Below are 14,525 nucleotides of genomic sequence, written 5' to 3'. Positions count from 1 at the left end.
AAACCCGCCCTCGCAGCGTATGGGCGCCATCAAAAACACAGATCGCCAAACAGTTACCAACGTGATTTACATTGCATCAGACGTTGTCAGCAGAGAGAGGATTATCGCCATGGGAATTCGGCAGACCGAGGGGCGCAAACGCCTCTACGACAGTGTTCTCGACACCGTGGGTGATACGCCCTGCATTCGCATAAACAGGATCGCCCCGTCGCATGTGAAGGTCTATGTGAAGTTCGAAGCTTTCAATCCTGCGGGCTCGGTCAAGGACCGGTTGGCGCTTAACATTATCGAAGCAGCTGAACGCGACGGGCGGTTGAAACCCGGCCAAACCGTTGTCGAAGCCACGTCCGGCAATACCGGGATCGGCCTTGCGATGGTATGTGCCGCCAAAGGGTATCCGCTTGTGGTTACGATGGCCGATAGTTTCTCGGTCGAGCGGCGTAGGTTGATGCGGTTTCTGGGTGCAAAGGTTGTGCTGACGCCGAGGGCGCAAAAGGGCTTTGGTATGTACACCAAAGCCAAGGAGCTGGCCGAACAGAATGGCTGGTTTTTGGCCAGCCAGTTCGAGACTGCTGCCAACGCGGATATTCATGAGAATACAACCGCGCGCGAAATCCTTGGGGATTTCGAAAATGAGCGGCTGGACTATTGGGTCACCGGTTATGGGACGGGGGGAACCGTCTCAGGCGTGGCACGCGTTCTTCGCAAAGAACGCCCCGACACGACGATCATTCTGACGGAACCTTCCAACGCGGCAATTGTTTCGTCCGGCTACGTAAACACACGCAACGAAAGTCATCAGCCGACCGAAAGCCACCCGAATTTCGAGCCACATCCGATCCAGGGCTGGACACCCGACTTTATTCCGTGGGTTCTGCAAGAAGCGATCGACAATAAATATTATGACGAAATGATCCCTGTCCCGGGAAGCGAAGGAATTGAATGGTCACGACGCCTCGCCTCAGAAGAAGGTATATTTACCGGAATTTCCGGCGGATCGACCTTTGCTGTGGCGATGAAAGTGGCTGAACAGGCACCGCAGGGTGCTGTCTTGCTGGTGATGTTGCCTGATACAGGTGAGCGTTACCTTTCGACACCACTCTTTGATGGAATTGAAGAGGATATGACGGAAGAAGAGCGCGCGATTTCGATGTCTACACCCTCGGCACAAATGGCCGCCGAGTGATCGACGAATAGTGTGGCGCAGTCTGTTTTTGCTGGCACGCCTGACGAAAACACGGGCACTTCTTGATCAAAAGGGGGCGGCGTTTCGCCCCCAATAACCTGATTGAGCGCCGCCTCCATTCAAGTCCATTTGAAGCGCAGAACTCCGGACATTCACAGACCTAAATTCCGCTTCGAACGGTCCGTGGCTCAGATTCCTGACGGTAAATCAATCGCATATGCCAGTAAATTCGGTGCAAATTCGGGTTTGAAGCTTGACTCGATTACCCGCCTTTCGTGCATGATGAGAATGCGCAACGTATTCTAGTTGCTGTCGCGAACTGTCTGATTTCTCAGGAGGCGGACAATGGAAGCACTTGTTAACGGCATTAATTCGATTCTTTGGAACTACGTCCTGATTTACGGATTATTGGGGACGGGAGTGTTTTTCACCATTCGTCTCGGCGCGCTGCAGTTCCTTCACTTTGGTGAAATGATCCGCGTTCTGACGTCGGCCAAATCCACAGACAAACGGGGTATTTCACCTTTTCAGGCGCTGACAGTCAGCCTTGCCTCGCGCGTTGGAACCGGCAACTTGGCGGGCGTTGCGGTGGCTTTGACCCTGGGTGGTCCCGGGGCAATCTTCTGGATGTGGATCGTGGCTTTGGTTGGCATGGCCACCGCTTATTCCGAAAGTACGCTGGCGCAGCTTTATAAGGTGACGTCCTCTAATGGCCGGTTCCGAGGAGGTCCGGCTTTCTACATGGCCAACGCCCTGAATGCGCCCTGGGCCGGTGTGATCTTCTCGATCTGCCTGATCGTCAGTTTCGGCCTGGTATTCGTTGCGGTGCAATCCAATTCGATTGCAGAAGCATTCGAAGGTGCGTTTGGGCTAAACAAGCTGATTGCGGGTCTGGCACTGGCGGCCGCAGCGGCGGTGGTCATCTTTGGCGGCATCCGAACCATTGCCAGATTTGCCGAAATCGTCGTTCCGCTGATGGCCGGGCTGTATTTGCTGCTGGCCTGCGTCGTTGTCGTACTTAACCTGCCTCAGGTGCCAGCCATGTTATGGTCCATCGTCGCCGGAGCGTTTGGCCTTCAAGAAGCCGCCGGGGGCGTTACCGGGGGTATTATGGCGGCAGCGTTGAACGGTATCAAACGCGGGCTGTTTTCCAACGAGGCGGGAATGGGTTCGGCCCCGAACATCGCGGCCGTGGCCACACCCGATCCCCACCACCCGTCGAGCCAGGGTTTCGTTCAGGCCTTTGGCTGCTTCGTCGACACAATTTTGGTCGCCACGGCGACCGCCTTGCTGATCCTTCTTTCCGGCGCAATCGAGTTGGATGGCCCAACTGGAATGCGCCTGACACAGGATGCGGCGGCGGTTCACCTGGGTGAGATTGGCCGCCACTTTATCGCAATCGCAATCGTCTTTTTCGGTTTCACGTCAATTCTCGGCAATTACTCGTACGCGGAAAACGCGATGACGTTTCTGAAGCTGGAAGGCAAAGTGCCCATCTACATTTTGCGCCTCGGGTGCCTTGCCATGGTCGTCTGGGGCGCGATGCAGGCTGTCAGTACGGTGTTCAATTTTGCGGACGCTGCCATGGGAATAATGGCTACAATCAACCTGGTCGCAATACTGCTGTTGTCCGGCACTGTGTACAAATTAACTGCGGATTACTTTTCTCAACGACGGCAAAATCTTGAGCCCCGCTTTATAGCAAGCAAGTTCCCGGAATTCGGTAAAGGTGTGGATCATGACGTCTGGTCGGAGGAAGAATATGCCGAACCCCAGCGTGATTGAAAGCGGAGAGCTTCAGGTAATTCTGGATGACATCGCCGACCGAGTGGCCGGTATGTCCGACCGAGGGAAGGTCGCGCAGTATATTCCGGAACTTGCCACCGTTGATCTGAACCAGTTTGGCATTGCAGTTGCGCCTGTAGACGGCACCCCGGTATCGGCCGGGAACGCAGACACGCTTTTTTCCATTCAGAGCATTTCCAAGGTATTCTCGCTCACCGTCGCCCTCAAACGCGTCGGCGCAACATTGTGGCAAAGAGTAGGCCGTGAACCCTCGGGCGATCCGTTCAATTCGATTGTCCAGCTTGAGCACGAGCGCGGAATCCCCAGAAACCCGTTCATTAATCCCGGGGCAATTGTTGTGGCTGACGTTCTGCTGGAAGGCAAAACGGCCGACGAAGCCGTCGAAGATGTGTTGGCGCTTTGCCGGGATCTCGCAGAAGACAGTTCCATTCAGGTGGACGATGCGGTTGCGGATTCTGAGATGCGGACCGGTTCACGAAACCGGGCACTTGCGCATTTTATGGAGGCCGAAGGAAACCTCAGGGCACCGGTCGAAGAGGTTCTGTCACTGTACTTTCGCCAATGCAGCATCGCCATGTCCTGTCATCAATTGGCCGTAGCCGGCCGTTACCTTGCCGCCGCAGGCCAAAATCCGGCGGATGGTTCTACCGTGCTGTCGGCCCAGCGCGCCCGAAGGGTCACCGCGTTGATGATGATGTGCGGTTCGTACGATGCCTCCGGCGAGTTCGCCTTCCGCGTAGGCCTTCCGGCCAAAAGCGGCGTCGGCGGCGGTATCCTTTGCATTGTGCCCGGCATTGCCGCAGTCACTGCATGGAGCCCCGGGCTGGACCCAAAAGGCAACTCTCATCTGGCAACGATCGCATTTCAGGAATTGGTGCGCGCAACCGGATGGTCGGTTTTCGGACCCAACCGCTAGAGCCTGGAGGTGCCGAAGCAATTCCTCAATCTGTTGAGCCAAACCTGCGCAGCACGTTGCGAGTGATCCGCTCCACTTGTGGATCGGAGCGTGTCAGCCCCATGACCCACTCGCATGTTCCGGCGGTGAACACCTCTCCTTGCCCGCGCTGCCGGTGCACGATTGCGCCATTCCCACGGGTACTTCGATCCAACGTCTCCTCGGTGACTTCTCCGAATAGGCTCTGAGCTTTGAAGGCTGCATCCGCGTCGCCGATATAGGCCGTCTCGCCCCAGACGCCGTGCGTCGGTTCGACATTCGTAGCCAGCCCCAATGCCAATATCTGAATTGCCGGGTCGGCTCCGTCCGTGCCGGTTGGAAAGGGCAGGCCATCTTCCATCTGGTAATCCAGCCCATCGACCTCATAGCCGAAAATCCGCGAACCAGCTCCCAACTGATCGCCGTACCCCAGTTGCGTGCCGTCCAACGCCCAATGGCCGGGTCGATAAACAGTAAATCCACCGCCGCCCTGCCCGACGCACCGGCCCAGACCCGCGTACACACCTTTCAGCCCATTGACCCCAAATGTCTCGGTGCCAGGCCAACTGACCGGAGCAACCTCCCAAGCGGTGGTCACAAGATGCTGTTGATCTGTGCCCACAAGGGGATCGGAACCGGTCGCATACTTATAGCAAACCTGCGTACGACCTTCGTCTTCGATCCGAGTTTGCCACAGAAAATTGCCGCCGAACCGAGCTACCCTTCCGCCTTGGGTGACATAGCGGTCGACGGCATGGCGCATGTTTGCGCTCCAGTATTCATCGTGCCCAACGAATACCGCACACTTGTAGCATGCCAAAAGGTCCAGGTCTGCGTCCAGATCGTGCTGGGTGGCAAAGTCGAACTCGAACCCCTGTGCCTCAGCCCAGCGCGCAAAATGGCGCTCGTAGCTGGCCCATCCTGCCGACGCGTATTTCTTGGAATAGCCGTAGGCATAGGCCCATTCCATGTACGGGTACCGCACCATGGTTCCTGGCACGTGCGGCACTTCCGGAACTGCGCGCGGTGCGCCTTCGGGCAGTTTGCAGAATCCTCGCGTCCAGGGCCGCTGGGTGGATACGACGGGCGAGAACGCATTTCTGTCCGGGCCCGTGATCCCTTCATAGTGGTTGGACCCACCCCAACAGTTGTAGGCCAGCCAAGTCCCGGTGGCACAGATCAGAATATAGGGCGCAGGCGGTTTGTCCGCTGAGCGGCGCAGTAGAAACAGATGATGCTCTTCGACCCGGTCGCCGTCCCGTCCAGCGCTGAGGGTGACCAGATACCCCCCTCCTGCCAGTCTTTGGGGATGGTAAACGCATAGGTGACATCCCAACCGCATCCGACGACCGAGCAATCTTCGGGTGTCGTTTGGTGCACCCCTTCCAACCCAACTTCGTGCAGAACCGGTTCGTACCGCAAACCGTCCCGGCCAATTTCGAGATCCCAGCTTTCAGCCGTCGTTGAAACCCGCAACTCCACCTGATCGCCCGGCGCATAGGTCATGCGATCAGTGTACCCCCAGATCTCCAACACTCCATCGTCACGGCAAGGTCCGATGTAGTAATTGTCCAGAATGTGCCGCGCTTTCGCTCGGGTTCGGGGCGTGGTGGCGGGGTCTTTGGTTTCAGAACGCGTCATGAGTTTGGCTTCCATTCCGGCGGCTTTTTAGGCCTGCTGCCACGGTCAGAACAAGTCGCGATATTGCTTGTGCCCATCTGTTCTTTCCCCAAAGTTCTGAACCATACTGATGTGTAATTGCTGTCGATGATTGGCTGAAATGACCGCAACATGTCGCAAGTCCTCTGCGGGCACTCACGTATTTCTCACACCAGGCTTTGACTTAACCCGAGCGGCACGGTGTTGGCGCGTAGAAATTTCCAAACAAACATAGTAATGTTTCAATATGATGGGGTTTTGAGACTTCGGTCTCAGAATACTTGGGGAGAAATTGGAATGAAGTTGCCTTTTTTGATGCTTGTGTCGATGAGTTTTACCGCTTTATCGGTACATGCGCAGGAAAACCCGATTCAACACGATGCGGAGTTTTACATCCTGCAAGCACAGCATGGCGAGCAATGGGCGCAGGATGATGCCGCCGTCGATGACGCGCTGGCCGCGTTTCGGGAAAGCAACGGAGGAAATCCCCCGAACATCATCAGTGTCTTGATCGATGATATGGGCTTTGGCGACATGGGAATTCCCGAGCTCAACGCCGTTCGGGGATATGAGACTCCGAACATCAACGATTTCTCAGATCAGGCACTGCGGATGGTGCGGATGTACACCGAGCCTTCGTGCACACCGACCCGCGTTGCGCAGATGACCGGGCGTTTGCCTGTGCGAATGGGCATGGGCGATACGACCGTGGATATCGCGGGCTTTGGTTTGCCCAGCGATGAGGTAACGCTGGCCGAGGTGTTGAAACAGGCAGGCTACGCTACCAGTCATGTCGGCAAATGGCACATGGGCGATATCGCAGAAAGCTGGGCGATGAATCAGGGATTTGACTATGCCCAGCACGCCATCCACCAGCAGGGACAGTTGACCATCTTCAACGACGACGCGATCAAAGAGCAGGTCTCGGTCGCGATCCAGGACTATGACGACAAATACACGCTGGACGGTTGGTTCCGACCGGACGCTGCCGCGATGATGACCGTAATCGAAGGTGAAACCGGTGGGCCGATACGCGAAATCCGCATGGAACCGGGCGAGCGCTGGAACGCTGCGAAATACGATGAGATGAACCAGGCGTTTCAGGACAAGACAATGGAAGAACTGGATCGTCTTGCAAGTGGGGAAGACCCGTTTTTCCTGCAATACTGGCCGATGATCCCGCTGGACAACACCCGCGCCGGACGGTCGGGACCAGAGAGCGTGAATGGCGGTCTATATGTGGACAAAATGCAGTTGCTCGATCAGTGGCTGGGCGACTTGTTTGCGCGGCTGGAAGAGCTGGGCCTGACGGAAAACACCGTGGTTGTAGTCATGGGCGACAACGGCCATTTCACCAAATACGCGCCGCAATCCGGATTCACCCCGCTGATCTATGCTGGCGGCAAAGGTGACACGACCGAGGGCGGAATCCGTGTCGATGCCTTCATCCGCTGGCCCGGCATGATCGAGGCAGACGGATTGCTCAACAGCATCATCCATGTCTCCGACCTCTACACGACGCTGTCGCGCTTTGCCGGGGCAGATCAGTACATTCCGCGGGATAGGCTGGTGGATGGGGTGGACCAGTCTGCTGCCCTACTGTTTTCCGACGAATCCAAGGCCCGTCGCGATCACGTCATCGTCTATTCGGTGAACAAGCCCGAGGCGGTCGTGAAAGACCAGCTAAAGCTGAAACTGCCGGGACCGGGGGAAAGCGCTATTCTGGCGAAGTTCTTTGATCTCTACCGGGACACGCGCGAAGAATATTCGGTCTCAACAGAGGTTGGTGCCTGGGGCGGGCAGGAATTCGCGCGCATCCTTGGCCGCCACATGGCCCGCAAAGAGAAATTCCCCGACACCGCACCCGCCTATGGCGTGCCCTACGAAGGGATCGAGAATATCCGACCCGAAACCCAACTCGCCGTCGATGCGTTTTTGACAAAACGTGCCTCGCCCCAGCAATAGCCAACTTCGGGCGCGCCGCTCGCGTTCCAACATCAGGTGGTCCAAATGGCAGGAACCCTAATATTCATACTCGGCTTGGCTGTTTCGCTTGGCATCGGCTTCGTATACTTTCGCGATCTTGGCGACATTTCGCAGATGGTGCTGAAGGTAAAGCGAAAAAATATGGTGCGTTTTATCCGGCACGAATACCGTCTGATCGCTGTCGGACTGGGCGGTTTCGCAGTCGCGACGCTTGCGCATTTCATTCTGGGTGTCGGTCCGTTCTGGCTGTGGCTTGTCGCAGCATTTCTGGTGTTGCTGCTGTATGGGTTTCCGTATGTTTGGGTCCATCTGGGGCTGAGAAATCAACTCAACGATGCCGCGTTCTTTCCCATTTCCGAGGCGCAAAAATACATCGGCCCAACCGCGCCCGTCATTGTGATAGAGAACAACGGCCACGCCCGTGCGCACCCGGATGCCCAGATCATGCGCCCCCATTTGGCAGGCAACGCCGACGGCTTGGGCGGGGAAGACATCGTCATGACCTTTTGTGCGATGGCAAATCTTGGACAGGGCTACGCACCCCGCATCGAAGGTCACCGGCTGAATCTGGAGGTGTTGGCGCAACATGGGAACAACCTGATCCTGCGAGACAATGAATCCGGCGAACCGATCCAGCAGATCTACGGATTTCGCGAGGCGGATCGGGACCCCGACGCGAACGGCCCCGCCTGCCCGCTGCGCCCCGAAGCACGGATGCAGCCGTGGCCGACATACCGAATGACATTCCGCGGATTTCAAAAGGCCTTTCCGGACGGCGAAGTGTATCTGAACAAACCCTCCACCAACCCTATCCTGCGCCTGTTGGATATGGTGACAGAGATCACGTTTGGCTGGGGGATCGCGCGCCAACATCAGGAAAACGCGCCAGTCATGGACAACATGGACAGGTCGGACGGGCGATTGCCCAACAAGACCTATGTCTGGGGGATCACGATCGGCGACGACGCCACATGCTGGACCGATGACTTCGTGGTCGAGAACAATTGGATTGTAAACGCCAATGTAGGCGGGCGAGATGTTGTTGTGAGCCTCGACCCGAAATATGAAAGTCTTGGCGTCTGGTACAATGACAGCGGCCAGCCTATAACCCGCTGCGATTTCTGGGGAATGTCGGATCAGGGCAAACTGCAAAGGGTTGAAACCCTGCGCGCTGGTGTGTTCTGGCACGTCTGGTCCGAGTTCTTTCCGGAAACGGATATCAACCGCGTGGGACAGCGCTCGGTTCAGGCTGGTGAAGCCGCAGAATAACAAGGGTGGTCGGATCGAACTGCCATTTTGGATTAAAGGGAGAGTTACTATGGGTTTTAAGAGGGCGATAGCAACCGCCGCGCTGACATTGGCGTCATGGGCGCCGATTGCTTCTGCACAGCAATCCGATTGGTCTTACGAAGCGACAGTATATTTGTTTATGCCAGAGACCGAGGTTTCCCAAGAAACGGCCCGTGGAACAGTGGAGGGGACGCTCAGTTTCTCGGACGCGCTTTCAAACCTTGATCTCGCCTTCATGGGCGCCTTTGGGGCCACCAACGGGCGCTGGTCCCTACTCGCGGACTACAATTACACAGATGTTTCTTTCGGCACAGACACACCGGGCGAAGCAAGTTCAGGGCTGGAAACCTCTCTCACCACTCAGTTTTTCAGCGGCTATGTCGGATACAGGGCCTACACAACTGACACGAGTTTCGTGGATTTGGTTGGTGGCTTCCGCTGGTTCCGCACTCAGACGGACTTCATCGTTCTGCCGGGGACGGCACCGGGCCGGTCCATCAATGTTGATGAAAGCTGGACAGACCCGGTCATCGGTTTCAGAGCCCGCGTCGCATTCAATGACAGATGGTCAGGCACAGGATTCTTCGACTATGGCGGGTTCAGCAGTGACAGCGAGACATGGCAGGTGTTGTTGACCGCGGATTACGAAATCAATGAAAGGTGGCTGATCAGAGGCGGCTATCGCTACATCTCATTCGATCATGAGATCAACGGCAATGATTTCAAGTTCTCCCAGTCAGGGCCCATGATAGGCGCGACCTACCGGTTCTAAGAACTCCGCCGCGCCCGGCATGATCTGATCCTGCTAGAACGCAGGGTCGATCATGGTCGCATAGTTATCAGCCAGTATCTTGGCGTCGGCGCGGTTGAACTTGACCGATGACAGCGCCTCCATGTCGATTTGCACTGGACCGTCGAACAGTTTCGCCAGATCGACGGTCAGATGCACCGCAGTGCCATCATTGGCCGAAAGACCCGGCGGTAAAGCAAACGCAACCTCGCGCGCGTTTTCGGAAAAACCCACATGGTAGACCAGCGGCGACACGTTATCGCCGACACGTAACGCGCCCTCGAAAACGACGAACTTGTAACCGACTTCCCAATTCCAAGCCATTTGGCTGTTGGGGTCCAGATCGCCCCGCGCCTCAATCGAGCCATTGGCATCAGGGTCCACGCCGATCAGGAAGCGCACGTGATCAATGGCGCCAAGAGGCACATCATTTAATGTAATCAAATGCGACTTGTTGGGATTGTCGAACCGAAGCAGATGATAACTATCGGGCTGGGCGAACGGCGTTCCTTCTTGCGATAAGGTCAAATTGCTAAGATAGAACCGAAAATCGCGAACCCTGAATGTGCCGGACCCGCCGGGATTCTCATAGACAAATTCGTCATATACCAGAGGGGTATCGCCCATTTTGGCATGAAAGCTAAGAGTGATCGAAGTCCTGCCTTCAGGCTTGAGCGCGACATGCAATGCGCCTCCAACGATCAGGATCAGCAGCACCGCAATCCCCCAAAAAACCCGAGAACGTCGCATCAGGTGTCTCCTTCGAACGGGTCGGAAAACCGTGGGTTTGTCAGAAAGGCATCATCGGTCAGCGTATGCAGAAAGGCGATGATTGCCTCAATTTCTTCGGGCGTCATGCGCAGGCCGACAGTTTGCTGTCCGGCTTCCGGAGCATTGTCTGCCTCAAGGATCAATGGGCTGAGCGTATCGCTGACGACAATACCGTCATTGTAGTGCACCATGACATCTTCCAACGTCTCAAATCGCCCGTCGTGCATGTACGGCGCAGTCACCGCGATGTTGCGTAGTGTTGGAACCTTGAAGAAGCCTTTGTGCGCCGGGTTACCCGTTACGGCCATCAGGCCATCAGGCAGGTCTTCGTCTGAATCCAGCCCATTGTTTGAAAACCCGTCCAGCGCATCGCGGAACCCGGACGTCAGAAACTGGCTGTGACAGTCGATGCAGTTCCCACCGCGCAAGGAAATTTTTGTATCCGGATGCGCCATGAACAGTTTGCGCCCGTGTTCTTCCTGCGCAGTCAATCGCGCCTCACCCCGCAGGTACTTGTCATACTTCGAGTCTGACGAGATCAACATGCGCATGAATGTCGACAGCGCGCGTGCGACATTTTCGGCGCTGACCTCGCCATATGCCTGGCGAAACATCTTTCGATACGTGCTTGACGTCTGTAATTCGCCAATCAACGCGTCCAGGTCCTGACCCATCTCATCCGGGTGCTGGATTGGCAATAAAGCCTGCTCCTCCAACGATGCTGCGCGCCCATCCCAAAAGAACCTCTCCTGCCCCCAAAGCAGGTTGGCCAGGCTCATCGAACTGAAGTTCAGTTCGCCACCTGACAACGCAGGTGACTTTGCCAGCCCGTCGGTAAATGCCAAAGCCTGCACATGGCACGATGCGCACGCGACCTTATTGTTGCCGGACAGAATAGGATCGTAGAATAGGTGCCTGCCCAGGGCAAAGGCTTCCTCGGTCAACGGATTGTCCGGCGGGACGGCAAAGCGCCCAAATACGAAGGGTGCTGAGAAATCCGCGATGGGCGTCGGCACCGTTCCACGCGCGCGGTCCCACATTACCCACGCCGCCGCAATCAATGCGGCAGCGGTAATTGTCAAAAACACTCGAAGCATAGCGCCTCCAGAGCATTAATGGTGGTGCACGAAACCTGATCCGAACAGCCCTTCGACGTTGTCCACGCCTTTGTTGTAGCGTTCTTTGAAATTCACCTCGGCAATGCGCTCACCTGAGGCCAGATCATGAATCGTGATCGTGTGGGCGTTGAGATCGGCGATGAAATCCACATCGGTCGGGTCCTCGTCGGCCGCGTTCCCCAGATTCAGCAGATTGTTCTGAATGGCGATCAGATCCCTACCGGACGCGGACGTGAAAAAGATCATGTGATGCGCACCCGGGTCGGCGACGATATCCGGCCCGCTTGAAACCAACTCGGGCAGTGCCGCCAATTCATAGCGTTTCACAACGCCCGGCAGGGCGTGCGAGATAAACAGTTCGTCCTCGGTGCCGTAGAACTCCAGCGGAACTGCGGTTTCATTGGAGACACCGCTGTAGATGACCTCAGCCTCTCCGAAAGTCTTGGAGCTGGCGTCATAAGGCACTTTCCAGGTTTCAAACCCGAACATCGTATTAGCCAGAATGGCGGGTTCGATGTCCGCATGCATGCTGGGCCGCGCAAACAGAACCTCGACCGGAGAAGATGGGAAATCCAACGGCTTCTCGTTTTCAACCAGAATATTCTCGATGGGTTCGAGCGTATTGAGGTCGATAATCGTCAATACGTTTCCCACCCCGGTGGCCATGTCCGGATGTATCGTCGAGGTGACCACCATCCGGTCTTCGAACGCGGAAATACCGTGCGGGTACATGATGTAAGGCTCGCCCTCGCCGATCTGGCTTTTGCGGGCTTCAATGATCTTGACGACTTCGTTGGTCTGCGTGTCGAACACACCAACCGAACCGCCATCATCTCCGCCCGTGCCGCCCATGAAGGTCACGAACATGTACTCCTGCCCGTTCGAGGTCGTCCACATGATGTCTTCGCCAACGACCTGTCCCTTGGTGTCCAGGCAGGTGAAACCTTCAATCACCGGCGTCCCGCTGGCGTCACGGGACAGTCCAATCTCGGCCAGGCTGCAGGACGGGTCCAGCCCGGTCGAATACAGGCGCCCATTTGGGCTGTAGTACAGGTGATGCAGCGGGTGTTCCATGTCGGGTTGTTCAACCTCGCTGAGGATCTCTCCGAAACGGTCGGATTCCGGATCCAGCTCGACAATTGCCACACTGTGCTTGGTATCCAGCGTCGGCAGCCCGCGCAGCAGCACCATACCCTGACTTTCCTCGCGGTTCTGAGCCTCAGCCGTCGACAGCCCGCAGACCATCAGGGCTGCGCCAGTCAATGTGATCTGAGTAATTTTGCTGAGTTTCATAGCCTTCCCCCCATGTGATGAAACTTCGGAAAAACTGCGGTTAGAAATGCACCTTACCCAACGTAATATCACATCGCATTCTTTGCACCAAACCGACCCTTGCCCGCCAACGAAAAACGCCGCCTTGTGACAGGCGGCGTTTGTTTGGGGTTTACTCGGCGGAATGCGTTAAGTGCCTTGCACTGCTTTCATAAAGCGATCGCGGATAACAACGGGGTCCATTGTAATCGGCGGCATCTTGGCATTGCCGCTTTCACACTTACTGACGATGATCGTCATTTTCTTGGCATCCAGAGCCTCTTGCAAAACGCGACCGGTGTCTTCGGCGCGACACTCGATTACGCGCTCACACCCTGCCGCCTCCGCCATCTTGGACAAAGAGGTTTTTTGGCCGGCATAAGTCGGCTGATCCCCGGTCGACCCGTAAGAGCCGTTGTCGACAATCAAAAGGATATAGTTGTCGGCCACATTGTTGGCGATGGTCGGCAAGGTGCCCAGATTGGTCAGAACCGACCCGTCGCCGTCGATCACGATCACCGGTTTCGGCTGTGACAAAGCCAACCCCAGGCCGATGGACGAGGCCAGACCCATCGTGCCCAGCATGTAGAAATTGGTGGGCTGGTCGTCGATGGCGTGCAGTTCCTGACTGGGAATGCCGATATTGCAGACGACCAGTTGATCCCGGAGGATCGGCGCGATTTCTTTCAGGATTTCAGAACGGATCATTGGTCGCCATAGCCTCCCCAGAAATTGGCGTCAGTCAGAATGGCGACCGGCTTGTTGCACATGAAGGTGTATTTCAGGATCGCGTCCAATTCCTCGACATCTGACTGGTTATGGAAGTGGTAGGTCGGGATGTTAAGTTGCGCCAACAGCGCCTTGGTATGCACTGCCATTTCTACCTGACAGGCGATGGGTTCACGCAATTCGCCCCTATAAGAAATCAGCATTGGCAAAGGAATCCGGTAATACTGGATCAACGTCGCCAGCGTGTTGATCGTCACACCGATCGCTGTGTTCTGCATGATTATGGCGGGGCGTTTACCCCCCATCCATGCACCGGCACACAGGCCCATTCCTTCATCTTCCTTGTTGGAAGGGATGTGATAGATCCCTTCGCGCGCGTCGATCTCTTCGATCACCCCGGCCAGCTGCTTGCACGGAACGGTGGTGACAAACGAAATATCGTTGGCCACCAGATCGTCGGTGATTTTTTTGTCTATGTTCATATCCGTTTTGTCAGTCCTGTATGGGGCGCGCGTGGCGCGATTTACGGGTTAAAGCCTGCGGTGCACATGCACGGCGCAGGGCGCATGACGGACGACGCGCGACGCAGTCGATCCAAGAAAATAGTCGCTGATGCCGGGTTTGTGCGAACCGATGACAATGCAGTCAAAGTCGTTTTGAGTAGCAAAATCGATTACCGTACGGGCCGTGTGTCCCTTGACGATTTCTGCCTGTACACCTTCGAGCCCTGAAACCTTGTCTCTCAACAGGTTACGCGCCGCGCGGAACCCTTCGGAGACGACATCCTTGTCGAGATAGGCGCTGACGGACCCTTGGGGCATTTCGTAGACATGCAAGGCCACGATTTCGGCACCCTCTGCCGACAACGCCCGGGCAACTTCCAAAGTGTGTTGGGAAATTCCGTGATCCAACGCCATTGGTACGAGAATTTTTTTATACATGAAT

Annotated in this window: 14 protein-coding genes; 6 read left to right on the top strand and 8 right to left on the bottom strand. The window is 56.2% G+C overall.

Annotated features, from left to right (window positions below; translation table 11 throughout):
* Positions 1-100: 100 nt before the first annotated feature.
* From cysK to ACR0J0_RS19080, 3 genes are all read left to right on the top strand, one after another.
* The gene (gene cysK / locus ACR0J0_RS19090) at positions 101-1,186 is read left to right on the top strand and encodes a cysteine synthase A (RefSeq protein WP_480665648.1); all 1,086 of its coding nucleotides are present in this window, start codon (positions 101-103) and stop codon (positions 1,184-1,186) included.
* A 345-nt stretch (positions 1,187-1,531) separates the two neighbouring features.
* Complete coding sequence (locus ACR0J0_RS19085) at positions 1,532-2,971, top strand: alanine/glycine:cation symporter family protein (protein ID WP_480665612.1); 1,440 nt, start codon at positions 1,532-1,534, stop codon at positions 2,969-2,971.
* Positions 2,949-3,908: a glutaminase gene (locus tag ACR0J0_RS19080; RefSeq protein ID WP_480665611.1), complete on the top strand. Its 960-nt coding sequence runs from the start codon at positions 2,949-2,951 to the stop codon at positions 3,906-3,908. Before ACR0J0_RS19085 ends, ACR0J0_RS19080 begins: the two co-directional genes overlap by 23 nt.
* Before the next feature lie 25 nt (positions 3,909-3,933).
* Here the strand turns inward: ACR0J0_RS19080 and ACR0J0_RS19075 are convergent, their stop codons facing one another.
* A complete protein-coding gene (locus tag ACR0J0_RS19075; RefSeq protein WP_480665647.1) occupies positions 3,934-5,208 on the bottom strand; it encodes a N,N-dimethylformamidase beta subunit family domain-containing protein in 1,275 nt (424 codons plus the stop codon).
* Entirely contained in the window at positions 5,106-5,567 is a 462-nt protein-coding gene (locus tag ACR0J0_RS19070; protein ID WP_480665610.1) for a hypothetical protein, read from the bottom strand. The genes ACR0J0_RS19075 and ACR0J0_RS19070 overlap by 103 nt, the downstream gene beginning before the upstream one ends.
* Before the next feature lie 315 nt (positions 5,568-5,882).
* Here ACR0J0_RS19070 and ACR0J0_RS19065 point away from each other — a divergent pair, with 315 nt between their 5' ends.
* From ACR0J0_RS19065 to ACR0J0_RS19055, 3 genes are read left to right on the top strand one after another with little or no spacing between them, the layout of a single operon-like run.
* The gene (locus tag ACR0J0_RS19065; RefSeq protein ID WP_480665609.1) at positions 5,883-7,550 is read left to right on the top strand and encodes a sulfatase-like hydrolase/transferase; all 1,668 of its coding nucleotides are present in this window, start codon (positions 5,883-5,885) and stop codon (positions 7,548-7,550) included.
* 45 nt (positions 7,551-7,595) lie between these two features.
* Complete coding sequence (locus tag ACR0J0_RS19060) at positions 7,596-8,840, top strand: DUF3179 domain-containing (seleno)protein (protein WP_480665608.1); 1,245 nt, start codon at positions 7,596-7,598, stop codon at positions 8,838-8,840.
* Positions 8,841-8,889: 49 nt separating this feature from the next.
* Positions 8,890-9,633 (top strand): outer membrane protein, encoded by a 744-nt coding sequence (locus ACR0J0_RS19055; protein ID WP_480665607.1) that lies wholly within the window; start codon positions 8,890-8,892, stop codon positions 9,631-9,633.
* Between the two features lie 33 nt (positions 9,634-9,666).
* On the opposite strand, the gene ACR0J0_RS19050 is transcribed toward ACR0J0_RS19055, so the two are convergent.
* The 6 genes from ACR0J0_RS19050 to ACR0J0_RS19025 all read right to left on the bottom strand — a co-directional run bounded on the left by ACR0J0_RS19050 (position 9,667) and on the right by ACR0J0_RS19025 (position 14,521).
* Positions 9,667-10,401, bottom strand: coding sequence for an MbnP family protein (locus ACR0J0_RS19050; RefSeq protein ID WP_480665606.1), 735 nt, complete (start codon positions 10,399-10,401; stop codon positions 9,667-9,669).
* The gene (locus ACR0J0_RS19045) at positions 10,401-11,519 is read right to left on the bottom strand and encodes a cytochrome-c peroxidase (protein ID WP_480665605.1); all 1,119 of its coding nucleotides are present in this window, start codon (positions 11,517-11,519) and stop codon (positions 10,401-10,403) included. The genes ACR0J0_RS19050 and ACR0J0_RS19045 overlap by 1 nt, the downstream gene beginning before the upstream one ends.
* 15 nt (positions 11,520-11,534) lie before the next feature.
* Positions 11,535-12,833, bottom strand: a complete 1,299-nt coding sequence (locus tag ACR0J0_RS19040) for a hypothetical protein (RefSeq protein ID WP_480665604.1) — start codon at positions 12,831-12,833, stop codon at positions 11,535-11,537.
* A gap of 168 nt (positions 12,834-13,001) precedes the next feature.
* A complete protein-coding gene (gene comE, locus ACR0J0_RS19035) occupies positions 13,002-13,559 on the bottom strand; it encodes a sulfopyruvate decarboxylase subunit beta (protein ID WP_480665603.1) in 558 nt (185 codons plus the stop codon).
* A complete protein-coding gene (comD, locus tag ACR0J0_RS19030) occupies positions 13,556-14,062 on the bottom strand; it encodes a sulfopyruvate decarboxylase subunit alpha (RefSeq protein ID WP_480665602.1) in 507 nt (168 codons plus the stop codon). The genes comE and comD overlap by 4 nt, the downstream gene beginning before the upstream one ends.
* Positions 14,063-14,110: 48 nt before the next feature.
* Positions 14,111-14,521 (bottom strand): universal stress protein, encoded by a 411-nt coding sequence (locus ACR0J0_RS19025; RefSeq protein WP_480665601.1) that lies wholly within the window; start codon positions 14,519-14,521, stop codon positions 14,111-14,113.
* Between the last annotated feature and the right edge of the window lie 4 nt (positions 14,522-14,525).

The organism is Ruegeria sp. BF12 (assembly GCF_056538705.1).
Note: the sequence above shows the minus strand (reverse complement) of the source record. Positions and strands in the feature narration are given on the sequence as shown.